The organism is uncultured Amphritea sp., assembly GCF_937127095.1.
GTDB lineage: Bacteria > Pseudomonadota > Gammaproteobacteria > Pseudomonadales > Balneatricaceae > Amphritea.
Window position 1 is genome coordinate 1 of record NZ_CAKZLP010000089.1, and the last position, 26,364, is coordinate 26,364.

At 50.2% G+C, this 26,364-nt stretch carries 20 protein-coding genes; 18 read left to right on the forward strand and 2 right to left on the reverse strand.

Translation table 11 applies throughout. The features are described 5' to 3' along the window. The 8 genes from flgF to Q0499_RS23155 form a co-directional block, all read left to right on the forward strand. On the forward strand, positions 1-732 hold a 732-nt coding region (gene flgF, locus Q0499_RS23120), incomplete at its 5' end, for a flagellar basal-body rod protein FlgF (RefSeq protein ID WP_299205287.1). A gap of 36 nt (positions 733-768) precedes the next feature. Further along, the gene (gene flgG, locus Q0499_RS23125; RefSeq protein ID WP_299205290.1) at positions 769-1,554 is read left to right on the forward strand and encodes a flagellar basal-body rod protein FlgG; all 786 of its coding nucleotides are present in this window, start codon (positions 769-771) and stop codon (positions 1,552-1,554) included. A gap of 22 nt (positions 1,555-1,576) precedes the next feature. Beyond that, a complete protein-coding gene (gene flgH, locus Q0499_RS23130) occupies positions 1,577-2,251 on the forward strand; it encodes a flagellar basal body L-ring protein FlgH (protein WP_299205293.1) in 675 nt (224 codons plus the stop codon). Positions 2,252-2,273: 22 nt separating this feature from the next. After that, positions 2,274-3,365: a flagellar basal body P-ring protein FlgI gene (locus tag Q0499_RS23135; protein WP_299205298.1), complete on the forward strand. Its 1,092-nt coding sequence runs from the start codon at positions 2,274-2,276 to the stop codon at positions 3,363-3,365. Positions 3,366-3,373: 8 nt separating this feature from the next. Continuing rightward, complete coding sequence (flgJ, locus tag Q0499_RS23140; RefSeq protein ID WP_299205301.1) at positions 3,374-4,498, forward strand: flagellar assembly peptidoglycan hydrolase FlgJ; 1,125 nt, start codon at positions 3,374-3,376, stop codon at positions 4,496-4,498. Between the two features lie 84 nt (positions 4,499-4,582). Continuing rightward, positions 4,583-6,634, forward strand: a complete 2,052-nt coding sequence (gene flgK / locus Q0499_RS23145) for a flagellar hook-associated protein FlgK (RefSeq protein WP_299205304.1) — start codon at positions 4,583-4,585, stop codon at positions 6,632-6,634. Between the two features lie 15 nt (positions 6,635-6,649). Next, positions 6,650-7,939, forward strand: coding sequence for a flagellar hook-associated protein FlgL (flgL, locus tag Q0499_RS23150; protein ID WP_299205307.1), 1,290 nt, complete (start codon positions 6,650-6,652; stop codon positions 7,937-7,939). Between the two features lie 174 nt (positions 7,940-8,113). After that, positions 8,114-8,641 (forward strand): transposase, encoded by a 528-nt coding sequence (locus Q0499_RS23155; RefSeq protein WP_299205310.1) that lies wholly within the window; start codon positions 8,114-8,116, stop codon positions 8,639-8,641. Between the two features lie 88 nt (positions 8,642-8,729). Here the strand turns inward: Q0499_RS23155 and Q0499_RS23160 are convergent, their stop codons facing one another. Continuing rightward, positions 8,730-9,038: a flagellar protein FliT gene (locus Q0499_RS23160; RefSeq protein WP_299205313.1), complete on the reverse strand. Its 309-nt coding sequence runs from the start codon at positions 9,036-9,038 to the stop codon at positions 8,730-8,732. A 302-nt stretch (positions 9,039-9,340) separates the two neighbouring features. On the opposite strand from Q0499_RS23160, the gene Q0499_RS23165 reads away from it, so the two are divergent. The 9 genes from Q0499_RS23165 to Q0499_RS23205 all read left to right on the forward strand — a co-directional run bounded on the left by Q0499_RS23165 (position 9,341) and on the right by Q0499_RS23205 (position 21,714). After that, entirely contained in the window at positions 9,341-11,341 is a 2,001-nt protein-coding gene (locus Q0499_RS23165; protein ID WP_299205316.1) for a flagellin, read from the forward strand. A gap of 80 nt (positions 11,342-11,421) precedes the next feature. Further along, positions 11,422-11,796: a flagellar protein FlaG gene (locus Q0499_RS23170; protein WP_299205319.1), complete on the forward strand. Its 375-nt coding sequence runs from the start codon at positions 11,422-11,424 to the stop codon at positions 11,794-11,796. 81 nt (positions 11,797-11,877) lie between these two features. Next, positions 11,878-13,914 carry a flagellar filament capping protein FliD gene (gene fliD / locus Q0499_RS23175; RefSeq protein WP_299205322.1) on the forward strand — a complete coding sequence of 679 codons (2,037 nt, stop codon included), beginning with the start codon at positions 11,878-11,880 and terminating at the stop codon, positions 13,912-13,914. Between the two features lie 27 nt (positions 13,915-13,941). Further along, complete coding sequence (gene fliS, locus Q0499_RS23180; protein ID WP_299205325.1) at positions 13,942-14,331, forward strand: flagellar export chaperone FliS; 390 nt, start codon at positions 13,942-13,944, stop codon at positions 14,329-14,331. Positions 14,332-14,644: 313 nt separating this feature from the next. After that, on the forward strand, positions 14,645-16,090 hold the full coding sequence (locus Q0499_RS23185; RefSeq protein ID WP_299205328.1) for a sigma-54 dependent transcriptional regulator: 1,446 nt from the start codon (positions 14,645-14,647) through the stop codon (positions 16,088-16,090). A 3-nt stretch (positions 16,091-16,093) separates the two neighbouring features. Then, positions 16,094-17,233: an ATP-binding protein gene (locus Q0499_RS23190; RefSeq protein ID WP_299205331.1), complete on the forward strand. Its 1,140-nt coding sequence runs from the start codon at positions 16,094-16,096 to the stop codon at positions 17,231-17,233. A 3-nt stretch (positions 17,234-17,236) separates the two neighbouring features. After that, on the forward strand, positions 17,237-18,610 hold the full coding sequence (locus Q0499_RS23195; RefSeq protein WP_299205334.1) for a sigma-54 dependent transcriptional regulator: 1,374 nt from the start codon (positions 17,237-17,239) through the stop codon (positions 18,608-18,610). A gap of 298 nt (positions 18,611-18,908) precedes the next feature. Beyond that, the gene (gene acs / locus Q0499_RS23200) at positions 18,909-20,861 is read left to right on the forward strand and encodes an acetate--CoA ligase (protein WP_299205337.1); all 1,953 of its coding nucleotides are present in this window, start codon (positions 18,909-18,911) and stop codon (positions 20,859-20,861) included. Between the two features lie 187 nt (positions 20,862-21,048). After that, positions 21,049-21,714 carry a response regulator transcription factor gene (locus tag Q0499_RS23205; protein WP_299205340.1) on the forward strand — a complete coding sequence of 222 codons (666 nt, stop codon included), beginning with the start codon at positions 21,049-21,051 and terminating at the stop codon, positions 21,712-21,714. A gap of 156 nt (positions 21,715-21,870) precedes the next feature. On the opposite strand, the gene Q0499_RS23210 is transcribed toward Q0499_RS23205, so the two are convergent. After that, the gene (locus Q0499_RS23210) at positions 21,871-25,812 is read right to left on the reverse strand and encodes a NahK/ErcS family hybrid sensor histidine kinase/response regulator (RefSeq protein WP_299205343.1); all 3,942 of its coding nucleotides are present in this window, start codon (positions 25,810-25,812) and stop codon (positions 21,871-21,873) included. Between the two features lie 281 nt (positions 25,813-26,093). Here Q0499_RS23210 and Q0499_RS23215 point away from each other — a divergent pair, with 281 nt between their 5' ends. Next, positions 26,094-26,357: a DUF4212 domain-containing protein gene (locus Q0499_RS23215; protein WP_299205346.1), complete on the forward strand. Its 264-nt coding sequence runs from the start codon at positions 26,094-26,096 to the stop codon at positions 26,355-26,357. The last annotated feature ends 7 nt before the right edge of the window (positions 26,358-26,364 follow it).

Below are 26,364 nucleotides of genomic sequence, written 5' to 3' on the forward strand. Positions count from 1 at the left end.
TTGTATCTGGCCATGAGTGGGGCGCGGGAAAATATGCGCTCTCAACAGGCTCATGCGAACAACCTTGCGAATGCGACTACGACGGGTTTTAAAGCTGATTTTGCCCAGGCCCGGGCGATGCAGGTTGAAGGCGATGGCTATGCTTCCAGAGTCTATGCGATGGCAGAGCGTCCCGGAACCAATCTGTCCAGTGGCACATTGATGCAAACGGGTCGTTCTATGGATGTGGCTATCGATGGTGATGGCTGGATGGCCGTTATCGATGCCGATGGTAATGAAGCCTATACCCGCCAGGGCGAGCTGCAGGTAAATCAGTTTAATCAACTGGTTACCCGTTCGGGTCACCGGGTAATGGGTAATGGCGGTATACCGATTACCCTGCCACCGTTTGAAAAAATGGATATCGGTGGTGACGGCACCATCACCATTAAGCCTGCCGGTGAAGCAGCGACGGAGCTGGCGATTCTCGATCGGATTAAACTGGTTAATCCAGAGCAGGGTGAGTTGTTTAAAGGGGTCGATGGGATGATGCGCAGCGGCAATAATCAGCCGCTATTGCCGGCCAATGAGGTAAAGATGCGCTCCGGTTTTCTCGAGTCGAGCAACGTGAACTCTATTTCAGAGCTGACATCCGTGATCGATCTGGCGCGTCAGTTTGAGATGCATGTGAAGATGATGAAGACGGCTGAAGAGAACTCCTCTGCAGCAACGCGCATCCTGTCACTGCAATAACAGCATAATCATGAATAAAACAGGCGGAGAATAAGTATGCATGGTGCTCTCTTTGTTGCCAAAACGGGTCTGAGTGCGCAAGACACCTCCCTGAAGATTATTTCCAACAACCTGGCAAACGTCAGTACCGTTGGATTCAAAAAGGATCGTGCGGTTTTCGAGGATCTGATGTACCAGATTCAGCGCCAGCCAGGTGCGCAGAGTGCTGAAGCTTCGCAGCTGCCTTCGGGGTTGCAGCTCGGGTCGGGTGTACGGGTTGCGGGTACGCAAAAGTTGTTTCAGGAAGGCGAACTACAAAACACAGGAGAGTCGTTCGATATCTCTATTCAGGGACGGGGCTTCTGGCAGATTACGATGCCGAACGGTGATACCGGCTATACCCGTCATGGCCAGTTTCAGCTGAACGCCGATGGTGAGATTGTTACTTCAGAAGGTTATCTGTTGAATCCGGGGTTAACACTGCCAGATGGCGTCCAGTCAATGTCGGTGAGTGTGGATGGTATTGTCAGTGTTGTGCTTCAGGGCGATCCCAACCCGCAGCAGATCGGGCAGCTGCAGCTGGCTGATTTTGCGAATCCGCAGGGGCTGCAAAATTATGGTCAGAACCTGTATCTCGAAACAGCGGCAAGTGGTAATGCTGTGCTGTCCAACCCGGGCGAAGGTGGTACAGGTCAGTTGCGACAGGGAATGCTGGAAGGCTCTAACGTCAATGCGGTAGAAGAGCTGGTGAATATGATCACTACCCAGCGGGCCTATGAGATGAATTCTAAAGTGATCTCAACCGCAGATCAGATGCTGTCCTACGTGACACAGAATCTGTAAGTGTGAGTTGAGGAGGTAACCGATGAAACAGTTGCTATTATTACTGACTACAACTCTGATATTGGGTGGTTGTGTCAGTACGCCACCCAAGCCGGATAGTCCCCATTTTGCGCCCGTGCGTCCGCAGGCTATGCAGGCACCTCAGGAAGTTACTGGTTCAATCTTTAATGCGGCCACCAGTAACAGTCTTTATGGCGACGGCCGGGCGCATCGGGTTGGCGATATTATTACCGTTGTGTTGCAGGAAAGTACCTCCTCCTCGAAAAGCAATAAAACGTCTGTGGATAAGTCGAACTCACAAACGCTGGCGTCACCGACTATTATGGGCATTCAGCCTACCGTATTTGGTAAGCCTCTGAGTGTCAGTACCGGCGATTCAAACACCGCGTTTGATGGTGAGGGTAAATCCGATATGAGCAACAGTCTGGATGGCAATATTACTGTCACAGTGCATGAAGTAATGCCTAACGGGTTGATGATAGTGAAGGGCGAAAAGTGGCTGACTCTGAATCAGGGAGATGAATATATCCGTGTCAGCGGTATGATCCGGCCTCAGGATATCTCTAGCAGTAATACGGTGTACTCTACCCAGCTGGCCGATGCCCGAATCACCTATAGTGGTTCCGGTGCCCTGAACGATTCCAACTCAATGGGTTGGTTGTCAAAGTTCTTTATCGGTCAGCTGTGGCCATTCTGAGCGGATCAAACGGAGAAAAATGATGAAACGTTTTTGGATGATCGCTTTGACCGCAGTGTTGTTTAGCAACACTGCTTATGCAGAAAGAATCAAAGACCTGACCTCGGTTGCCGGGGTACGTAGTAACCAGTTAGTCGGTTATGGTCTGGTGGTGGGTCTGGATGGTACCGGCGATAAAACCGCGTTCACTTCAGCGACTTTTCGCAACATGCTGAATAATTTTGGTGTCGCTATTCCGCCGAGTATCGACCCTAAATCAAAAAACATTGCGGCAGTGGCCGTCCATGCAGACCTGCCTCCCTTTGCTAAGCCCGGGCAGACGATTGATGTCACAGTGTCGACAATTGGCGATGCAAAAAGCCTGCGGGGAGGCAGCCTGATTATGGCCCCGCTGAAGGGTGCCGATGGACAGGTTTATGCTATTGCACAGGGAAACCTGGTGGTCTCCGGGTTTGGTGTACAGGGGGCAGACGGTTCAAGGTTGTCACTTAATGTGCCCAGTGTTGGGCGTATTCCCGGTGGTGCATCAGTAGAGCGTACCGTGCCCAATGCGTTTTCTCAGGGCGACAGCCTGGTGCTGAACCTCAATTACGCTGACTTTACCACTGCCCGACGTGTGGCTGAACAGATCAATAGCTTACTCGGACCGGACATGGCAAAGGCAATTGATGCCACGTCTATCCGGGTGTCTGCACCGCGTGATCCGAATCAGCGTGTGTCCTTTTTGTCCGTGCTGGAAAATCTCGAAGTCCAGCCTGCACAGGAAGTGGCGAAAGTCATTATTAACTCACGTACTGGCACCATCATTATTGGCCAGAATGTGCGGGTTTCGCCGGTGGCTATTACTCATGGCGGAATGACCGTCGCGATTACGGAAGACCTGAACGTTAATCAGCCCAATGCGCTGGCGAGTGGTGCAACGGTTGTGACACCTCGTACCGGTATCGAAGTTGATGCTGGCAGTGGTCATATGTTCGAGTTTTCTCCGGGTGCCTCGTTACAGGATATTGTCGAAGCGGTTAATCAGGTCGGCGCGGCCCCTGGCGACCTGATGGCGATTCTTGAAGCGCTGCGTCAGGCCGGTGCTCTGAAAGCTGAACTGATCGTTATCTGAGGTAGAAGATGAAAACTGATTCGACTCAACATGCGCAGCTGTACACCGAACTGGGTGAGATGAATAAGCTGCGTCAGCAGGCTAAGGATAAAGATCCGGCCGCGTTACAGGCAGTGGCTGAACAGTTTGAACAGCTGTTCTTGAATATGCTGGTTAAAAGTATGCGAGAAGCCAATGCCAGCTTTGCCGATGACAGCTATTTCAACAGCTCGCAGGTCGAGTTTTATCAGCAGATGGGGGATACCCAGCTGACCAAAGAGATCGCTGAAAACAAAGGCTTTGGGCTGGCTGAAATACTGGTGCGGCAATTGGGCGGCAATATTGATCCGCGCATGTTGAATGATAATGATAAAGAGGACAATCGTCTCAAGCCTCTGTCTGAATCTGAACGGATGTTAAACCGTACCGTTGATAACGCCGCCAGTATGGCAGCGTCAGCTATATTGGGGCAGGCGCAGGCGAATAGCCGTGCTCTGGAAAACGCTCAGATGTCGATGCAGAAAGCGGTTGAGCCCGTATCAGAAGATGAGATGCCGCCAGTTAACCGTCATATCACCGGGTCTTCTTCAGATGCAACGGTTAAACCACCATCTACGCCAGTCACAGGGAATACTCAGCCGCAGCGCTTTGACACACCTGAGCAGTTTGTCGCAACGCTGCTGCCGCTGGCAGAGAGTGTGGCTGCTGAACTGGGGGTTGACCCTAAAGTGCTGTTAGCACAGTCCGCCCTGGAAACCGGCTGGGGGCGTTATCTTATTCAGCGCCCAGAGGGCGGCAGTAGTTATAACCTGTTCAATATTAAAGCGGATAGTCGCTGGTCTGGAGATAAGGCGCAGGTAGGCACGGTTGAATTTCGTGATGGTGTCGCTCAGAAAGAACGCGCTGCCTTCAGGGTTTATGATTCCTACGAACAGAGTTTTCGCGATTATGCTGAGTTTCTGACAAATAGTTCCCGCTACCAACAGGCGTTGGAGCAGGCGGGTGATCCATACCAGTACTTGAGTAGCTTACAGCAGGCGGGTTATGCAACTGATCCTGAGTATGCAGCCAAGATCAGCAGAATTTTTGATGGGGATGTTCTGGCCGGCCTCAGTTCCGATCTGAGTGCGGCTACAGGCACTAAAGAAAGCTAGTGTCTGGCCGCTATAGAGAGCAGTATCTAGGTGAAACCTGTCTGCTCCCTGCTTTGCCGATAGAGTGTTCCCGGGAGTGATTATATGTCCAGTTCCAGTTTATTAAGTATAGCCAGCCAGGCCACGCAGGCCAACAAGACTGCGTTGAGTGCGATTGGCCAGAATATCAGTAATGTGAATACCGAGGGATATACACGCCAGCGGGTAAACCAGGTAACCCGTCCCGATCTGTCCGGGGTGTTTGTTCAGGATATTGAGCGGATTACTGACAAGTTTCTCACTCAGCAGGTCTGGACTGATACGTCTTCATATACGCAGGTTTCTACCTATGCCGGTCTGTCAGGCAGACTGGATAATATGTTGGGTGCGAGTGCCAACAGTGTATCGACGGCACTGGATGATTATTTTGGGGCGTTGCAGAGTGTTGTCGATGACCCAACTTCTTCGCCTAACCGCGAGTTGTTTATGGCGCAGGCTGATGCTCTGGTTAAGCGGTTTAATAGTCTTGATGCGAATCTTAAGAGTCAGGAAGGCACGATTAATGCGCAGATGGATAGTTATGCCAGCCAGATCAACACGCTGACAGCGAGCATTGCCGACCTGAATGGTAAGATAAGTGTGGCGGCGAGCACGAACCGTTCGGCGAACGATATGTTGGATCAGCGCGATGTGTTGACTGATAAACTTTCTGCCATCGTCGGTATCACCGTGGTTGATCAGAGTTCTGATCAATACAGTATTTTTATCGGCAATGGGCAGCCACTGGTGATTGGTTCGACAGCTGAAACGGTTGTCTCTGTACTGGGTGATAGCAGTTCTCAAAAAGAGCTTGCTCTGGTGAACGGCAGGGAAACTGTCAATATCAACGATGAGCTAACGGGTGGTCAGGTCGGAGGGCTGATTCAGTACAGGGAACAGGCGTTGAGCGAGGCCCGCAATCAGCTAGGCCTGATTGCTATTGGCTTTGCTGAAAGTATGAATGAACAGCATAACCTGGGTATCAACCTGAATAATGATTTTGGTGCAAACTTGTTCACTGATATGAACAGTGACTTTTTACAGCAAAAGCGTATTACCCCCAACAGCAACAATCAATCGGTGTTGTCAGTGGCTCGCGTAGAGATTCAGCAAACCGATAAGCTTCAGGCCAGCGATTATGAATTAGTGGTGGGTGACAGTGGCCGATTAACACTTTATCGCAGCAGTGATGGTACGCAGGTGCGCGTTGATCAATTAGAAAATGTTGACGACCCTGCGTCACCGCTGACACCCGCGGATGGTGTTTATAAAGTAGGTCAGGATCAGTTTTATCGCGACCCTGATGGCAAATCGTTATCTTTTGCGGTGGATGGCATCAAAGTAACCATTGATACCGGTTCAAATCTGATTAAGGGCGATCGGTTTGTGATTCGCCCGGTCATCAGTGGTGCTGAAGACCTGAAGCTGACGATTCATGATGGCAGGCAGTTGGCGCTTGCATCGCCAATACGTATAACCCCTGACAGCGGTAATAATGGCACCGGTATAGCAACAGCGATGGCAACAGATGCTAAGGCTGCATCCTTTGCGACACCGGGCACGCTATCACCGCCTATCTCCATCGTGTTTAATGCGCCAGATCTCGGGGCAACAGACCCTCAGATGACCTATACCGTTTATGATATGACTGATCCTGCCAACCCTCAGCCATGGCCACAAAGTGCTCCGTTGTCAAATCAGCCATTTGAATCCGGCAAGAGTATTCAGCTGGATGGGTACGCGGTAACTATTAATAACCTGCCCCAGCCCGGAGACCGGTTCAGCTTTGGTTTCAACCTTGATGGGGTGTCGGATAACCGCAATGCCATCGCGTTATCGAATTTGCAGCAAGCTAATCTGTTTGACCGGGGTTCCTATCAGGATATCTATGGCAGTCTTGTTGAAAAAGTGGGGACTCAAACAGCGTCCGCTGTGATTTCAGAACAGGCGGGTAAGGTGGTGCTGGACACAACCACGGGGGCTAGGGCCAGTGTGTCCGGCGTCAATCTGGATGAAGAGGCTGCTAAGCTGGTGCAATACCAGCAAGCGTATCAGGCGTCGGCCCAATTGATCCGGGTGTCGCAGACTATTTTTGACAGTCTGCTCAACAGTATTTAAGAGGACGGTTGAATCATGCGTATATCAACCCAACAGCAATATCTGCAATCAATGCAGAGTATGCAGCAAGGTCAGACCAGACTGGCTGAATTACAGGAACAGATTTCCTCGGGTAAAAGAGTGGTTCGTCCATCGGATGACCCTGTTGCTGCGGCGCAGGCGATTAAGCTGGAGCGAGAGTTAGCGCAAAGCGAAAAATATGACGAAAATATAAATGTCACGCAGCGACGGCTTGAACTTGAAGAAACCATACTCTCAGATATCAATGTTGCCGTTGATCGGATGAGAGAGCTGACCGTTCAGGCCGGTAATGGAACCCTGGGTGATCAGGATCGTGCGTCTATAGGTAATGAGCTTTATCAGTTAAAGGATTATGTCGCCGGTTTAATGAACACCAAAGATTCACAAGGGGAATATCTGTTTGCCGGAAGCAAAGGCTTAACCAAGCCCTATATAGAATCAGGTGATGGAAGTTATAGCTTTACCGGTGATGATGGCCAGCGGGTGATACAGGTGGGTAGTGATCTGTTTGTGCCCTCAAATGATTCAGGTCAGTATCTGTTTGAGTCGATTGAAGGACCGTTGCAGGTCAACCTCACGGGTCAGGCGGTGTATAATGCGGATCTGGCATCAACGGATCCTTTTATGCGTAACGTTGCTTTTGCGAATACCAGCGCAGAAGATCAGTTTAAACTGGCGACTCAGGGGTTGGGCGATTTAACCATCAGCGTCACCGAAGCGTCTCCCGGTGCTTTTGTCTACAGCATAGAAGATAGCGGTGGTAATCCGGTCATTGATGATAATGGCGATCCTATTACTGATATCCCGGCAGGCGATCTTTCTACCACACCGCTAGCCCTGAATCTGTTTGGTATGCAGTTTGATCTTACTGCACCGGCAGACCCGGCTGCGAATGAAATTACCATCAACACCTATACTGAAACCAAAAATATCCTCGATGTTGCTGTTGAGCTGGCTGATGTGCTGGTTAAACCCGTCAAGGGGACAGACGGGCAGGCCGCTCTGAATAAAGCGATTGCTTCAGGTCTGACTCAGTTTGAAGAAGGGGCAGAGCGGATGCTTCAGGCAACCTCAGTGTTGGGTTCCCGGTTAAAAACACTTGAAAATGTTAGTAGTTCAAATCTGGATTTTCAACTGCTGACGCAGACGACGCTGTCAACGCTGGTGGATGCCGATCTGGCTCAAGTTATCAGTGAGTTTAAACTTCAGGAAGCAACACTACAGGCCTCACAGGCAACCTTTGCCAGGGTGAGCAGTCTGTCACTGTTTAATTATATTAATTAAGTAGTAGGTTGGGCTGAGCGCAGCGATGCCCAACAAAGATTAACCAACCCCTCGATATCAATCACAAGGAATGTAATTGATGCTGTCTGTTTACAGCAGTAGGTTGGGCCGAGCGAAGCGATGCCCAACAAAGATTCACCAACCCCGCGGTATCAATGACAAGGAGTGTAAGCGATGCGTTATCGACGCAGCGATATTGCCGGCGGCACCTATTTTTTCACAGTGAATCTTTGTGATCGTCGCCAGCATCTTCTGGTTGAGCAGGCCGATCGGCTCCGCTCGTCTATAGCCAGAGTTAAAGCGCGTCATCCGTTTACCATCGACGCAATGCTGGTGTTACCTGATCATCTGCATGCTATCTGGACCTTACCCCAAAATGATTGTGATTATGCGATGCGGTGGATGCTGATTAAAGCCGCTTTCTCCCGTGGGGTCGATAAGAATGAATCAATCAGCGTGAGTCGGCAGATTAAGAGAGAACGTGGCATCTGGCAGCGCAGATATTGGGAACACCTAATTCGTGATGAAAACGATTATGCGCGTCACGTGGACTACATTCATTTCAATCCGGTAAAGCATGGCTATGTTAAAAGGGCATTGGATTGGCCGTTTTCGAGTATTCACACGTTTATCGGTCATGGCGTGTTGAATAGGGATTGGGGTGGCGAACCAGATAACGATGGTATTTATGGTGAACGGTGATGTTGGTTTTTGTTGAAGTGGTGTTGTTGAAAGGGAGTTGTTGAAAGGGGGCTGTTGGGCATCGCTGCGCTCAGCCCAACCTACGAGGCTATCGGTTATCTTGATAGGCTTTGTTCATCTTGCGGCCTTTGTTGTTTTTTTGTGTCTCTTCGATAATAGACTGCTTCTGTTTTAACAATAAAGGCAGGATGCGGGCGTCCAATGCCTGAATGTTGTTAACAAGTGCTGATAGCTGTTCTGACGCCTCCTGGTTTTGCGGTGCGGGTAGTGTCTCTGTCTGCTGCATCAGTTGTTCGCGCTGGCGTTGCAGTGTTTCTACTGCTGGCCAATCGCTTGTCTCTGCGGCAGAAAGAATTTCTTCTGTAAGTTCAAACACTTGTTTTATCTTGGCGTACATTTGCTTAACCTGATTATTTTGTTAAAGCCATTAGAAATGCTGCCGATGATAAGGTTATCACTTGGCCAGAAAAGAAACAGCTAAGAGATTCATAAAGAGACACTCAGTAGTATCAGGAACGTCTCGCCAGAGCTTCACAGAAGAAACTCAAATTAACACGAAAAGAATCTCTAAAGTATCTTCAAAAATGGTCGATAAACTATTCAATACTCGATGACGCTCAGTTTTTAAATAGTTGGACGGTATCGAAAATATGTAAATTAACGGCCAGTCAGAACTGGTTGATATGAGGGGAATATCTCATGGCTATGGTAATTAATTCCAACATTATGTCGTTGAACGCACAGCGTAACCTGACCAGTTCTCAGAACGAACAGAATCAGGCGATGCAGCGACTCACCAGTGGTTTGCGTATCAACTCTGCAGCGGATGATGCTGCCGGTCTGTCTATTTCCAGCCGTATGACTTCTCAGATCAGCGGTCTGAACCAGGCAGTACGTAACGCTAATGACGGTCAGTCTCTGATTCAAACTGCAGAGGGTGCGCTGGGCGAATCCACTAACATTCTGCAGCGTATGCGTGAACTGTCTATCCAGTCTGCCAACGGCACCTACGATAGCGGCAACCGTACAACGATGAACGCAGAAGTTAAACAGCTGGTGGCCGAACTTGACCGTATCTCACAAACTACCAGCTTCAATGGTCAGAATGTGCTGGACGGTAGCTTAAGCAGTGTAACGCTGCAGGTTGGCTCTGAAGCGAATCAAACCATTGAAATGAAGCTGGGTGCGATGGATTCCAAATCATTGGGTCTGGGTTCAACCAGTGCTGATGTCATGGGGTCGGCAATAACAAAGGCTAGTGTTGCTCTTTCTAATAACTCTGTGACTATCAACGGACAGTCAATTATGGCGATCGGTGAGACCTACGATGGCTCCACAGATAATTTGGGCGACTTGGTTGATGCTATTAATACCAATGTCAGTGGTGTGACTGCCTCTACATATGCTGAGGCAACGGCTTCAACCGCAGGTACAGGCGTCCTGGTTGAGGGCACTGATACGCTGACAGTCACTTTAACCAAACTGGATGGTGTTGATGCAGCAATCAGTGTGACCGGTACCGATAGTCTTGCTTCTTTAGTTGATAAGCTGAACGCAGAAGGTGGCGGTCTATTAAGCGCTTCTATCACTGACGAAGGTAAGCTGAATATTAGTGCTGAAAATGTTACTGCAATTGCATTTACTGATGTTGCCGGTGCAACTGGTACTCTGACTGATGCTGAAGCTTCGCTAGCGCTATCCTCTGATGCAGGTGCTGATATTGTTATTGAGCGAGGCTCTGCCGGTAACTCTGCTGACTTGGAAGCCCTGGGCTTTCGTGAAAGCAACGTTTCTGGGGTTATTGAAGGTGCTGCTAGTGATGCCGGCACAACTACCCTGGCTGCCGGAGATGTGACTATCAATGGTGTGAAAGTTGGAGCAGGCGAGAGTGGTGCCCTTCAAGACACCGTTGCAGCCATTAACAAGGTGAGTGATGAGTCTGGTGTAACAGCCAACGCGTTTACCTCTGTTGAGGTAGATACAGCGACTAACGCGACAGGTGCCGGTACAGCAGCAGCTTTTACTATTAATGGTGTGATTGTCGCTGCAGGTGCTGATGCTAAATTGGCAACTACTGTTACTCAGATTAATGCTCAAACCGCTTCAACCGGTGTTACTGCAGTGCTGTCTGGAAGCCAGCTTCGCTTAGAAGGCGATGTGTCATCTATGACATTTGGTACTGCTACCGGAGTATCTGATAATGGCGCTGCATTCGCTGCAGTGTTGGGAGCAGGTCTTGCTGCTGGTACTGATATTGCTGATGGTGTTGGTGGCGTGAAGCTAACATCCGATAGTGGTTCCCCAATCAGTGTTGATGTAACCGCTAATGGTGCGCTGGCAACTGGTTTGTTAGATGCTAACAATACTTCTAATGGTGCCTTCGGAGCTTCACTTAGCAGCGTTGATATCTCTACTGCTGCAGGTGCTCAGAAAGCGATCGGTATCATTGATAATGCCCTCGACACTATCAACTCTACCCGGGGTGATCTGGGTGCGGTGGCTAACCGTCTGGACTTTACCGTCAGTAACCTGTCTAACGTTGCAGAGAACGTTTCTGAAGCGCGGTCACGTATTGAAGATGCTGACTTTGCCCAGGAATCTGCTAACCTGAGTCGTGCGCAGGTGCTGCAGCAGGCGGGTACTGCGATGCTGGCACAGGCGAATGCTTCACCACAGCAGGTTCTGTCACTGCTTCAGTAAGCGTTCAGGGGTAAGATAACCTAACGTTAAAATCCCTCACCCACCGTTGGTGGGGGATTTTTTGTTTCAGGAGATGAAAAATGTCAGTTGAATCGATGAATGCAACCAGCAGCATCGCCAGTGCGCAGCCCGCGGCAGCCCGCGCAGCGCAACCAAGCGATACCGCTGGGGTGAAAAACATACAGCCGGTTACCGCTAATACTGTTGATGTCAATCCACAGCAGGAGATGACCGCTGATGAGATGCAGGCGGTCGTGGATAAGCTCAATGAGTTTATGCACAATGGTCAGCGTAATCTGAACTTCTCGGTGGATCGGGAAACCGATGAAACCGTTATTAAGGTGATGAACAGCGAAACCCAGGAAGTTATTCGTCAGTTTCCCTCAGAGGAAGCACTGAAGCTAACGCAGCATATTGAAGGCATGATGGGGTTAATTTTTAACGATCGTGCGTGATTTGTTGTAAAATACTACATTAGTCACCCGTTGATAGTCGCTGTTGAAGCGCAGATTCTGTATTGAGAAGAGAGGTTTGTTATGGATACCAGTATTGTTTCCGCATTAGGGGCCGGTTCAGGTATCGATACCGTTGCGCTGGTAAAACAGCTGGTTGAAATAGAGAGAGCCCCTCAGCAACAGCGCCTTGATTCCAAGAAAGAGACCCTTGATGCTCAGATTTCTGCATACGGGACATTAAAAAGCAGCTTGTCAGCATTTCAGGAAATACTAAAGCCGTTATCCAGTAATGACACCTTTAGTGCGCGTTCTGTTTCTTTTCCTGAAACCGATGTTGTCACCCCGAATAGTCTTGGCACCAATGCCCAGGTGGGTAGTTATCAGCTGGAAGTGATTGATGTTGCTCAGGCGCAGTCTCTGGCGATCAATACCACCTATGCGAATAAAGATTCAGCCATTGGTGTTTCAGGCAGTCTGACTATTAGTCTGGGCACCTGGACCTATGACAATACCGACCCGAACAATCCCCTGCCGCAGTCTTTTGCTGAGAATGAAACGCAGCTGGCATTCGATGTAGAGGTTACATCTGATGATTCACTGCAGGATATTGCCGATAAAATTAATGCGGATAAATCGGATGTACAGGCATCCGTTTTGCTGGTTGATGGTAATTATCAGTTGATGATCTCCGCGCCTTCCGGCAAAGACAATGCGCTGCAGATAACGGCAGATGACCCCAGCCTGGACCTGTTTAATTTCAACGCGACTAATTATGCAAATGTATCTGAAACTCAGCAGGGCCAGGATGCACATCTGAAACTCAATGGTCTGAATGTCTATCGCGACACTAACGAAGTTGATGATGTGATGCAGGGGCTGTCATTCTCAATCAATAAAGCCAGCCCGGGTGAGAAGTTTACTTTTTCTATCTCTGACGATAAAAATACCGCGGAAACGGCCATTCGTAACTTTATTGATGGTTATAACAGTTTATATACCACGATGAAGTCGTTGACGGGTGTAAGCACCGATGCTGAAACCAATGTCGCCTCTCGGGGGGAGTTAGCCTCAGACGGTACAGCTAAAAACCTGTTGGCCAGAATTCGCAGTATGATCTCTGAGGCGGTGCCGGGTGTGAGTGAGTTTAATGCCCTGACCAATGTCGGAATCCGAACTAAGCTTGATGGAACTCTGGAGATAGATACTGAAGACTTTAATGCCGCGATTAAAGATAACTTTGATCAAGTCGCTGCGATTTTCGCTCCTCAGACCTCTTCTACCAGTAGTGGTGTAGACGTTGTTATCGGTAGTTACGCATCCAAAACGGTGGCAGGCACCTATAGCGGTTCTGTTACCACTGCACCTAGCAAAGGGTCGGTGGTCAGTGATGCTGTCTTTGCCGCGTTTGATACAACTGCTCCGGCCGGTGATTATACCTTTGCTGTCACCGTAGACGGGACAACCTCCGAAGCGTTAACCCTGTCCGGGAGTTTTACTACGGTAGAAGAGTTTCGTGCTGAACTGCAGTCATTGATTAATAATGATGCATCTATATCAGCTGGGAAAGCTTTTGTTGATGTAGTGATTGATAACAACCAGATACAGATTCAATCCCGCCAGTATGGCAGTACATCCAAAGTGGCTATCGACAGCGCGGGAACGGAGTTTACCAGCGCCACCGGTTTGTCATCGGCGTCGGTATCGACTATTGGGGTTGATGCGGCGGGTACTATTAATGGTGCCGCGGCGTTCGGTTCCGGCGAAGTGTTGCTGCCTCAGATTGATAGTGACCCTTACGGTCTGAATCTGACCGTCTCAGAAGGTATGTCTGGTGATTTTAGTTTTACCTTCTCTCGAGGCTTTGCCGGTGAATTGTCGTTGCTGATCGATAGTTTTCTGTCTACTACCGGAGTTATTAAATCGAGAGAAGACAGTATTAATAGCCAGCTTGGTAGCATTGTTGATGATCAGGAGAGTCTTGATCGAAAAATGACGATTAAGAGTGATCGTCTGACTCAGCAATACCTGGCTATGGAACAGATTATTGCCAGTTTTAATGCTACCGCAGACTCGTTGACCGGGCTGACTGATCGATTGCCCTTTACGTATAAAAAATAATTTGTAACGCTTTTGGAGTTGTTAAAGATGAGTGTTAATTTAAATGCATTAAAGCAGTATAAAAGCGTTGGCCATGCAGCCGCTGTTCAAACAGCGTCACCCCATCAGCTGATCGTGATGTTGTTTGATGGTGCCCTGACTGCCTTAGCAACAGCGAAGGGCTTTATCGAGCGGAAGGATATTCAGGGGCGTGGTAAGCAGCTGAATAAGGCCAGTGATATTATTCTCGGTTTAAAAGACTTTCTTGACCATGAGCAAGGTGGAGAGATCGCAACTAATCTGGATGCGCTCTATGACTATATGGTGCGTACTATCTCTCAGGCTAATCGCAACAGTGATGCTGAGAAAGTTCAGGAAGTGATTAACCTGTTGCTGGAAGTTAAAGCGGGTTGGGTGGAGATGCAAAAGCCAGCTTAAGCGCGCCAGCTTCTCTGTCAATTGTTTGTCAATATCTGTGCTTATTATATGTGCTTATTATATGTGCTTAGATCAACCTCTCGATATTAGTTTAGAAAACTGAAACCGCCTCTGGGCGGTTTTTTATTGTCTGTCCCAACGGCTGTAACGTTGATGGTCATCTGTTGTTGCAATGGATTGATTGCTGCTGTGTCAAAAAAACATCATCTTCTTTTGTTGTGTTTTCTCTTCTTATGTCATAAATTTGACGTAACCTGTTTTAACACAAGATCTATTGCAATTAATTCCTGAGTGAAGTTGATTTGGTAACCCTATGAACAGCCCGCTTCAGATAATATATATTGATGACAATGCTGAAAACCGCACACATCTGTCAGAACGGCTGGGCTTTGCGGAGATCAATCATACAACCACCGACTATGTGTCATGGCTGCAGGGTGATATTACCGAGCCTGGCAATCGTTCGGTTGTCTGGCTGGGGCAGTGCTCGTTGCCGATTTCGCTGGAAAAACTGATGCAGCAGTTTGACCGTCTGGATGACAAACTGCCGGTGATCGCTGTTACCCCCTGGCCGGAACTGGAACAGCTGCCAGAAAACCTGCAGGAAAAAATTATAGGCCGGTTAAACCCGGATGCGACGTTGGAAGCGCTGACGGTGATGCTGCACCGGGCGCTTATCTACCGTCAGTTACAGCTGCAATATGCCGGTCAGCCTGATCTTTTTTCACCTAAGTCCGTTGCCAGTCAGTTTGAGGGGATGGTAGGGCATAGCGAGGCGATGGCGCTGGTGCGCAAGATGATCAGCCAGGTGGCCGGGCGGGATGTCAACGTGCTGATTACCGGTGAAAGTGGCACCGGCAAAGAGATCGTGGCGAATAACCTGCACCGGGCATCAAAACGATCAAACGGGCCTTTTGTGCCGGTTAACTGCGGTGCTATTCCGGCCGATCTGCTGGAAAGTGAACTGTTTGGCCATGAGAAGGGTGCGTTTACCGGGGCGATCAACTCCCGTGCCGGCCGTTTCGAGCTGGCCAATGGCGGTACTCTGTTTCTTGATGAAATTGGTGATATGCCGCTACCGATGCAGGTGAAACTGCTTCGAGTGCTACAGGAACGCTGTTTCGAGCGGGTTGGCGGCAGCATCACCATCGATTGTGATGTCAGAATCATTGCCGCCACCCATAAAAATCTGGAGCAGATGATTATTGATGGCAGTTTTCGTGAAGATCTTTACTACCGTCTTAATGTGTTTCCTATCGATATGCCGCCCCTGCGTGGACGGGTAGAGGATATCCCCCCGCTGGTGGATGAGTTTGCCCGCCGCCTTGCTAAAGAGGGGTTTGGCCGTATCCGCTTTCATCCTGCGGCAATCCGTTCGCTGCAACAGCATGACTGGGCGGGGAATATCCGAGAGCTGGCTAATCTGGTGGAGCGCCTGGCGATTCTGTATCCGGATGCGGTGGTGGGTGTGAGTGAGTTGCCGCCAAAATTTCGCCATATAGCGGAGCCTGACCCTGAGATGTATCTCGGTGCTGCGGATGTAGCAGCGGGTGAAGGAGAGGCGGAGAATCAGAATCTGGTTGAACTGCCTGAGCTAGGTATGGATCTGAAACTGCATATTGAAAACATCGAGCAGACGTTAATTACTCAGGCGCTGGATCAAACTTCCGGGGTGGTTGCCAGGGCGGCAGACCTGTTGCAGATCCGCCGGACCACGCTGGTGGAGAAGATGCGTAAATATGGAATTCAGCGAAAATAGATGATGACAGACGCAAACAACAGAATTGCACAACTGGAAGCGGAAAATAGCCGGTTGCGGCTGCAACTTGAACAGAGCCTGCAGACCAGTGTCGAAAAACAGGTGGAGCATGAGCGCCTCTCGGGGCGCTTGGAGGATCTGCTGGATCTGCTACCCGCAGGGGTAGTGGTCATCGACAGCCGGGGGCGGGTCGCGGAGTGCAACAGCGCCGCTGAGCAGTTGCTGGGATTACCGCTAAGAGATGAAAACTGGGTAGCGGTGATACAGCGCAGTTTTGCCCCCCGTAGCGATGATGGTCATGAGGTCTCACTAAAAAGTGGCCGACGCGTGAGTCTGTCGACCAGTACTCTGGCGAATGAGTCTGGTCAGTTGCTGATGCTCACCGACCAGACTGATACCCGACTGCTGCAAGGGCGTCTGGCGCATTATCAGCGCCTTTCTGAGATGGGGCGGATGATGGCATCGCTGGCGCATCAGGTGCGCACGCCGCTCTCTGCAGCGCTGCTCTATGCCGGGCATCTGATGAAGCCGGAACTGCTGCCGGAACAGCGGATCAAATTTGCCGGAAAAGTGAAATCCCGTCTGGAAAATCTGGAGCTACAGGTGCGCGATATGCTGATCTTTGCCCGGGGGGAAACCCGGCTGGAGGATCGTATCAGCATCGGCCAGCTGTTTCGCGAACTGGAAGATGCGCTGGATATGCCGTTGCACAGCTGGGATGCCGATTGCGACTGTCTTAACCGTGTGCCTGAACTGACGTTACAGTGTAATAAAGACTCGTTGCTGGGGGCGATTATGAACCTGGTTAACAACGCCCTGCAGGCGGGAGGCAAAGGTACAGAGCTGGTGATCGAAGCGCAACTGATCGGTGATAAGTTGTGTATTGAGGTGCGGGATAATGGTCCGGGAATGGATGCGGAGCTGTGTAATAAAGTGATGGAGCCATTCTTTTCGACAAAGTCTCATGGCACCGGATTAGGGCTTGCGGTGGCGCAGGTGGTGGCGAAGGCGCACCATGGCGAGTTCCTGCTGCGCTCGCAGTTAGGCGTGGGCACTCAGGCTGCATTTCTCATTCCCTATCAAACGGGCAGTCAGGCTGGAAGTGAAAGTAGCGATACAGATAATGACAGTAGCAATGGGTAGTTTATGAGCATTCAGGTATTAGTGGTTGAAGACGATGCAGATCTGCGCGAAGCACTGGTCGACACGCTCGAGCTGGCGGGCTTTGATTATCTGGAAGCGGACTCAGGGGAACGCGCGCTGGAGGTGATTGCCGAGCATTCGGTGGATATGGTGGTCAGTGACGTCAACATGGGCGGCATGGATGGACACCAGCTGCTGGAAAAAATTCAGCAGACTCAGCCCTGCCTGCCAGTGATGCTGATTACCGCTTATGGTCAGGTGAATAAAGCGGTGGATGCGATTCGCAGCGGCGCAGTGGACTATCTGATGAAACCGTTTGCGCCGGACGCGCTGATTGAGGTGATTAAACGTTATACCGGCACACAGATTAATGAACAGGACAGCGTTCAGCCAATTGCGGAAGAGACCAGCAGCAAGCAGCTGCTGCAAGTCGCCCGGCGCGTTGCTGAAACTGATTCTACGGTGTTAATTACCGGTGAGAGTGGTACTGGTAAAGAGGTGTTGGCGCAGTATATCCATATGCACTCTCCCCGGGCGGACAAACCGTTTATCGCGATCAACTGTGCCGCGATTCCGGAAAATATGCTGGAAGCAACGCTGTTTGGCCATGAGAAGGGCGCATTTACCGGCGCCTATACCAGTAACCCGGGTAAGTTTGAGCAGGCCAATGGCGGAACGATTTTGCTGGATGAGATCTCCGAGATGGATCTGGGTTTGCAGGCTAAATTGCTGCGGGTGCTGCAGGAACAGCAGGTGGAGCGGGTGGGTGGCCGCAAGGTGATCAACCTCGATGTGCGCATACTGGCAACCACCAACCGCAAGCTGGAAGAGTATGTCGCTGAGCATAAGTTTCGTGAAGATCTGTATTACCGCCTGAATGTATTTCCGTTGCAGTGGTTGCCGCTACGTGAACGGATCGGCGATATTGTGCCCCTGGCACAGCGTCTGCTGGCTAAATACTCCCGCAAAATGAACCGCACCGCGGTATCGCTGAGTGAGGAAGCGCAGCGCGCCCTGCAGGCCTATCACTGGCCCGGCAATGTGCGTGAGTTGGATAATATTGTGCAGCGGGCGCTGATTTTGCAGCAAGGTGCGTTGATTGGCCCGGCTGATCTGCATATTCAGCCAGGTAGTATGCAAACCTCGGAGATGGCGGGTCGCATCAGCTCGGTCAGTATGTCTGTTGATGAAAGTAGTCAGCTGGGCAATGATATGAAACAGCATGAGTTTCAGTTGCTCATTGAGACACTGCGGGAAACCGGTGGCAGTCGTAAAGATGCAGCCGAAAAACTCGGTATCAGCCCACGAACACTGCGTTATAAACTGGCCCGGATTCGTGAGGCCGGAATTGATCTTGATGCCCAGTTAAAAAACTAATTCATCATTATTTCGCTGTTTTGTGCGTCTAAAGTTGTAGTAAACAACCTTGCTACGACTAATGGCCTGTGTCGGATAGACCAATGTCTAATTCAGCAGGAATCGGTCACTTCGGTATAACATTAACCACTAAAAATAATAGTTTCAGAAGTTTGGTTTAACTCGGAACATGAAATACCTGAAATACTCGCCGCAATAACAATAATATCGGTAAAACAGGGATAGGGAGACGTGGTTATCGGCTTTTTGATAGCTATAGTTACTGCAAAGAATAATTAACAAGCTAAGGGCATCTCACATGAGCGATTCTAAGTTATATCCGGTTAGCGAAGAGCTGGCTGCGACTGCGCATATCAATAATGAAAAATATCTGGCGATGTATGAGCAGTCAATTAATGATCCTGATACTTTCTGGGGTGAGGAAGGTAAGCGTCTTGATTGGTTCAAGCCATATACCAAAGTTAAAAATACCACCTTTGATCCGCACAATGTTGATATCCGCTGGTTTGAAGATGGTACGCTGAACGCCTCCTATAACTGTCTGGACCGCCACCTGGAAACCCGTGGTGATCAGGTTGCGATTATCTGGGAAGGTGATGATCCAAGTGATTCTGAAAATATCACCTATCGCGATCTGCATGAGCGCGTGTGTAAGTTTGCCAATGCACTGAAAGCCCGCGGCGTTGAAAAAGGTGACGTTGTTACCCTCTATATGCCGATGATTCCTGAAGCGGCTGTTGCCATGCTGGCCTGTACCCGTATCGGTGCGGTGCACTCAATCGTCTTTGGTGGATTCTCTCCGGAAGCGCTGGCTGCCCGTATCGAGGGTGCTGAATCTAAGGTCGTTGTAACCTCTAACTACTCTCTGCGTGCCGGTAAGTCTGTACCGCTGAAACTAAACGTTGATAAAGCGCTGAAACACGAAGCGGCTAAAGCCCTGGTGCAAAGCGTTATCGTTGTTAAGCGTGTCGAACAGGATGTTGCCTGGGATGACAGCGTTGATGTCTGGTACGAAGATCTGGTTGCCAATGCTTCTGCAGACTGCCCTGCCGAAGAGATGGAAGCAGAAGCTCCCATGTTCATCCTCTACACTTCCGGTTCTACCGGTGCACCAAAAGGTCTGAAGCATACGACCGGTGGTTACATGGTGTATGCGGCGATGACCCATGAGTACGCCTTCGATTATAAAGAGGGTGATATCTACTGGTGTACCGCTGACGTGGGCTGGGTAACCGGCCACAGTTATATTGTTTATGGCCCGCTGGCTAACGGTGCAACCTCGCTGATGTTTGAAGGTGTGCCGAGCTATCCGGATAACAGCCGTTTTGGCCGTGTTATCGAGAAGCATAAAGTTAACCAGTTCTACACTGCGCCAACGGCGATCCGTGCGTTGATGCAGCAGGGTGAAGATGTGCTGGGTGATTCAGACCTGTCCAGTCTTCGCATTCTGGGTTCAGTGGGTGAGCCTATCAACCCTGAAGCCTGGGAATGGTACTACCGTATTGTCGGTCAGAACCGCTGCCCAATAGTTGATACCTGGTGGCAGACTGAGACCGGTGGCATGATGATTCTGCCGCTGCCGGGTGCGACTGCCGCTAAGCCGGGTGCGGCTTCCCGTCCGTTCTTTGGTGTACAGCCTGCGCTGCTGGATGCCGAAGGTAATGAGCTGGAAGGTGCAACTGACGGTAACCTGGTGATTAAAGATTCCTGGCCGGGTCAGAGTCGTTCCATCTGGGGCGACCATGAGCGCTTTACTCAAACCTACTTCACTACGTATAAGGGTTACTACACTACCGGTGACGGTGCCCGCCGTGATGAAGATGGTTACTACTGGATTACCGGTCGTGTCGATGACGTTATCAACGTTTCCGGTCACCGTATGGGTACAGCTGAGGTAGAGTCTGCGCTGGTTGCGCACCCTGCCGTTGCTGAAGCTGCCGTTGTTGGTTATCCCCATGAGCTGAAAGGTCAGGGTATCTATGTTTATGTAACCCTGCAGTCTGGTTTTGAACAATCTGAAGAGCTGCTGCAAGAGCTGCGCTTACATGTGCGTTCAGAGATCGGTCCAATCGCGTCTCCCGACCTGATTCAGTTTGCGCCGGGTATGCCTAAGACCCGTTCGGGTAAAATTATGCGTCGAATTCTGCGTAAAATTGCTGAGAATGACTTTGATGCGCTGGGTGATACCTCCACGCTGGCGGATCCGTCGGTGGTCGATGATCTGATTGAGAATCGTATGAACCGTAAGTAATTGTGCTACCGAATTAATTTCGGACTACAATTCCCTTACTCCCTCCCGGTTTTTTAGGTCGGGGGGGAGTTTTGCTTTAAAAGTGGTGTTAATATAATCAGGTGCAGCCGATAGGCTGGCACTCTATAAGCGGATATATTTACCTGTTTTCGCAGGCTGAAAACAGGTAAGGAGGGAGATTAGCTGAATGCAACTGGCGCAGAAGATAATCATTGCGGATGACCATCCGTTGTTCCGAGCGGCGCTGAAACAGGCCGTTACTCAGGCTGTTCCTGGTGTAGAAACCGTCGAAGCCGATTCCCTGGAAGCCGTTCAGGCTGCTGTTGAAAATAATCCTGATGCTGATCTGGTGTTGCTTGATCTGCATATGCCAGGCACCAATGGATTTACCGGTTTGGTTTTCCTTCGAGGAAAAAACCCCGGCATTCCTGTTGTGGTCGTTTCCGGTAGTGAAGAGTCATCCGTGATGAAGCGTGCGCTGGACTATGGTGCTTCTGGCTTTATTCCTAAATCCTCTACGCTTGATGTGATCGCCGAAGCGATTACTGCGGTACTTGAAGGCGAGGAGTGGTTGCCTCAAGAGGTGGCTGAGGGAGTTGTTGATGTCACAGCGGAAGATCAGAAATTTGCCACCAACCTGGCGTCATTGACACCGCAGCAGTTTCGGGTGCTGACGATGCTGACCGAAGGTTTGCTGAATAAGCAGATCGCCTATGATCTGAATGTGTCTGAAGCGACCATTAAGGCACATGTGACTGCGATTTTGCGTAAGCTGGGCGTACACAGCCGAACTCAGGCTGTTATTGCCGCGCAGCGTCTGTGTGTTGATCCGCCTAAAACTGAGATGAGCTGATTTTCGTAAGATGGCGATTTCTTTAAGATGAGAGTATTGCCACCGGTTGTGAATAAAAGCGTGTACCTTCGGGGCGCGCTTTTTTTGTGCTTGTGTGATGATTTGTAGCGCTAAAAATGAGCCTGGTTTTGGTCAGGCTCTGGCTGTTATGGCCTGTTATGACTTGGCGGTAGTGATCAGCTTGCTGATAACGGCTCTTAACGCTGCCGGTTTTATCGGTTTGTGCAAAATCTCAGCCTGAGTCTCGGCGATCTCCTCTTTGACTGCATCGGTCCGGTCTGCGGTGATAACAACCGCAGGGATTGGATGGTGCCAGAGCTCTCCTAGTTGCTGTAGTGCCATGACCCCGGTGCGGGTTTCGTCGAGGTGATAATCCGCAAGGATAATGTCGGGAATAAATTCCTCTTCTATGACCTGAACTTTGGCTTCTGAGGCAGAGATGGCGGTTAGTACGGAGCAGGACCATCCCCGTAAGAGGGCGCTCATCCCCTCGAGTATTTTAGGCTCATTATCGATTACCAGTACTTTGATCCCTTCCAGGCCTTTACTGCGGATCCAGCCACGCTTTTCGGGTCGGGGCTTAACGGCTTTGGCTTTGTCTCCCAGGGGGACGCTGACGCTGAATACAGTGCCGTTGCCGGGCCATGAGCGAACATTGATTGGGTGGTTTAGCATTTTTGCGATCCGTTCGGTGATCGCCAGCCCCAGTCCGAGTCCGTTTACCTGAGAGTGTTTCGGGTTGTCGATTCTGCGGAACTCTTCGAATACCTCGCCGAGTTTGTCTTTGGGTATGCCGACGCCGGTGTCCCAGACCTCAATGCGTAAGTGACTCCCCTGGCGACGGCAGCCCAGCATGATTTTTCCCTGCTGGGTATAGCGGATCGCATTGGAAAGGAAGTTTTGCAGCACCCGGCGTAGCAGTTGCTGATCGGAGTGGACGACCTGACAGCACTTAACAAAATCGAACTGCAGCTGTTTCTCTTCCGCCAGTGCGGTGAATTCGGCGCTCAGGTTGTCGAACATCCCGTTGATAGAAAAATGACTGAGGTTTGGCTCAAGCGCTCCGGCATCCAGTTTAGAGATATCCAGGATGGTGGTTATAAGGCTTTCAGCGGCCTTCAGTGAGCCGTCCAGGTTGTTGACTAGCTGGTGGGTCTCTTCCGTGTGTTTTTGCTGTGCCAAGGCTGAGATGAACAGCCGTGCTGCATTTAAAGGCTGGAGGAGGTCGTGGCTGGCTGCAGCGAGAAAACGGGTTTTACCCAGATTGGCAGCATCAGCATCAAACTTGGCTTGCCGTAACTCATCTTCGATCAGGGCGCGTACCGTATTTTCTTTACGCAGCTCTTTGTTGACTACCGACAGTGTGTGGGTTCTTTCCCGGACTCTTTGTTCCAGATTCTCGTTGGTTTCCTGCAGTAACTGCTCCGCTTTCCGGCGCTCAGTAATATCCTGATAAAGTGTGAAATACCCCAACAGTTCGTTGTTTTCATTGCTATGGGGAATGTAGGTAACTTCGGCATATTTGAACTTACCATCGATCGAGGGAAGTTCAGTCTCAAAGCGTTGTCGTTCGCCCTGCAATACTTTGCTGACATAGGGCAGGCGCATCTCCAGTTCCTCCTTAGAGAGGATGCTGTTGCTGTTGACGCCGGCGATGTTGTGCCGGTCAAGTCCGAAGGTGCGGGCATAGGCTTTATTGACGAAGCGGAAGTTGCGATCGGTATCCAGAAAGGCGATCAGCACCGGGACGTTATCAGTATAGGTTCGAACATTCTGTTCGCTTTCGCGGAGTGCCTCCTGTACCCGTTTGTGTTCGGTGATATCCATATAGGTGTTAACAAAGCCACCATTCGGCATGCGGTTGCCCCGGACCTCCAGTACCGACCCGTCGGTTCGAAGCCGTTCATAGGAGTGCGCCTTACCTTCTTTGAGTATTGTCAGACGGTTTTTAACCTGTTCTTCTGCATCGCCCGGACCATACTCACCTTTGGTGGCGTTGTAGCGGAATATGTCTTCAATTGGGCGGCCTACGCAGATCAGTCCGTCAGGGTAATCGAACATATCAATATAGCGGCGGTTCCAGGCGACCAGGCGCATCTGTTGATCAACCACGCTGATGCCCATGGTGATATTTTCGATGGTGGATTGCAGTAGTGAGCGGTTGAAGCGGAGCGCCTGGGATGCCTCATCGACAATGGTGACGACATCACCGATCTGCATATCTTTACCACGCAGGGTGGAGGCAAGCACGATTCTGGCAGAGGATGCACCGATAACCCCGGCCAGCAGTCGTTCGGTGAACTGGATCAGTTCCGGGCTGGCTTTATCCCCAGATAAAGGCGACTCGATTCCAGCCTTCAGTGCGAAACCGGTAAATGCGTGCTGGGTGCGGCTGATCCCGAGAAAACGTTCGGTGAGAATCTGTAGATCACCGACGGTGGCATGGCTGAATACCCGGGAGGGTTCGGACAGATCTTTACTATAAACATCAACAAAGGCGCTTGCCTGAATCCGGTCGACCAAACGCTGGGGGCTGTAACGGGAGATCAGAATATACAAAAATGCGTTAATGGATACGCTCCAGAACGCGCCATGGGTGAGTGGGTCCATGCCGGTCAGACCAAATAGCTGGGTTGGTCTTAGCAGTTCAGAGCCAAATAAACCGCTCTGGAGGAATGATGTGGGCATCAGTCCGGCGCTGGCCATAGTTGGAAACACCAGCGTATAAAGCCAGATCAGAAAACCAGCGCAGAGGCCAGCGAGAATGCCGTGGCGTGAGCCGGTTTTCCAGTAGACTCCGCCGAGCAGTCCCGGTAGGAACTGGGCGGCGGCTACAAAGGCCAGCAGGCCAAATGAGGCCAGCGTGCCCTGATCACCGAGAATACGGTAATAGAAATAGGCCATGATCATCAGGCATATAATGGTGATGCGCCTTACCCGCAGCAGCATTGCACCCAGGTCTTTGTTTTTTGACAGCTTTAACCAGGACACTCTGAGCAGCAACGGCATGACGATGTCGTTGCACACCATGGTGGACAGGGTGATGGAGGCAACAATAACCATACTGGTGGCTGCAGATAGTCCGCCGATAAAGGCGAAGGTGGCCAGATCCTTATAGCCTTCGTGCAGGGGGAGCATCAGTACGAACGTATCTGCATTAATATCCTGGCCGGCGAACAGGGTCATGCCGGCGGTAGCAATCGGTAGTACAAACAGCGACAACAGCACCATATAGAGCGGAAACAGCCAACGGGCAGTTTTCAGATTTTCAATCTGACTGTTTTCGACGATAGTGACGTGGAACTGGCGTGGCAGGCAGAGAATCGCGGCGCAGGCCAGTAGGATTTCGGTAAGGAAGCTGTTGCCGAGAAAGTTGCCCTCCAGCGGGCTACTGAAATTATCGTTGTGATATAGCTGGTCGCGAATGTTGACAATCAGATCAGGTACACCATCAAAGATCTGAAACGTCACCATCAGACCCACAGCTATAAAGGCGGTCAGTTTAACAATGGATTCGAAGGCAACGGCCAGTACCATACCTTCGTGGTGTTCGGTGGCATCGATGTGGCGGGTACCAAACAGAATGGTAAACACGGCCATAATCAGGGCAACAAACAGCGCAGTATCGTTACCTTTGCTCAGTGCTTCGGTGACACCCGGTGCGATCGCATCGTAACTGATTGCCACCGCTTTCAGTTGCATGGCGATGTAGGGGATGGTGCCAAAGACGGCGATAACCGTTACTAATACGGCTAATGCCTGGCTTTTGCCATATCGGGATGAGAGAAAGTCAGCAATCGAGGTGGTGTTCTGCTGTTTGCTGACCAGAATGATCTTCTCGATAATTCGCCAGCCAAAAATAAACACGATGGCCGGGCCAAGATAGGTGGCCAGGAACTGCCAGCCGTTGACTGAGGCGCGACCGACTGCGCCATAGAAGGTCCAGGATGAACAATAAATTGCCAGTGATAGCGAATAGATGACCGGATTGCTGGCATAGGATCGCCCCTTGGCGCTGCGATCACCAAAGTAGGCGATAGCGAAGAGCAGACCTACATAGGCCAGTGAAATCAGAATAATTGAACCGCCAGAAAGCATAGTCGGGTCTGCCTGTTGTTACTGTACTGGAACACATAGTGTAACCGAACTCGGGGGGAGAACCCTATTGCTCTTATACCTTTGTCTAATCCTTTGAGTTATATAGGTTTTTCTTTAAAGGCTCGATGTGGCGCAGGGCTTGGGCTGGAGCCTGTTTTTCATGGTTTTGACATGTTTGATCAGACCAAAGTAGGGGATTTGTTTGCCAGAACACTTTGTTAAATTCTATCAGTCCACAACTTTTACTTAACCTTTTAATAACAAAAATAAGGATGGTGCAAATGTCTACTTCTTCACAAGACAATGCTGATGCCTACTGGGCTGAAAACCTGCGCATTATCATAACTTACCTGTCAGTCTGGTTTGTAGTGTCTTTCGTAGCTGGAATCCTGTTTGTCGATCAATTGAACGCAATTCCGTTCTTCGGTTTCCCTCTGGGTTTCTGGATCGATCAGCAGGGTGCAATCTTCGTATATGTAGCTCTGATCTGGATGTATGTATCCAGTATGAACAAGCTGGATGAAAAATACGACGTTCACGAATAAGAACAAT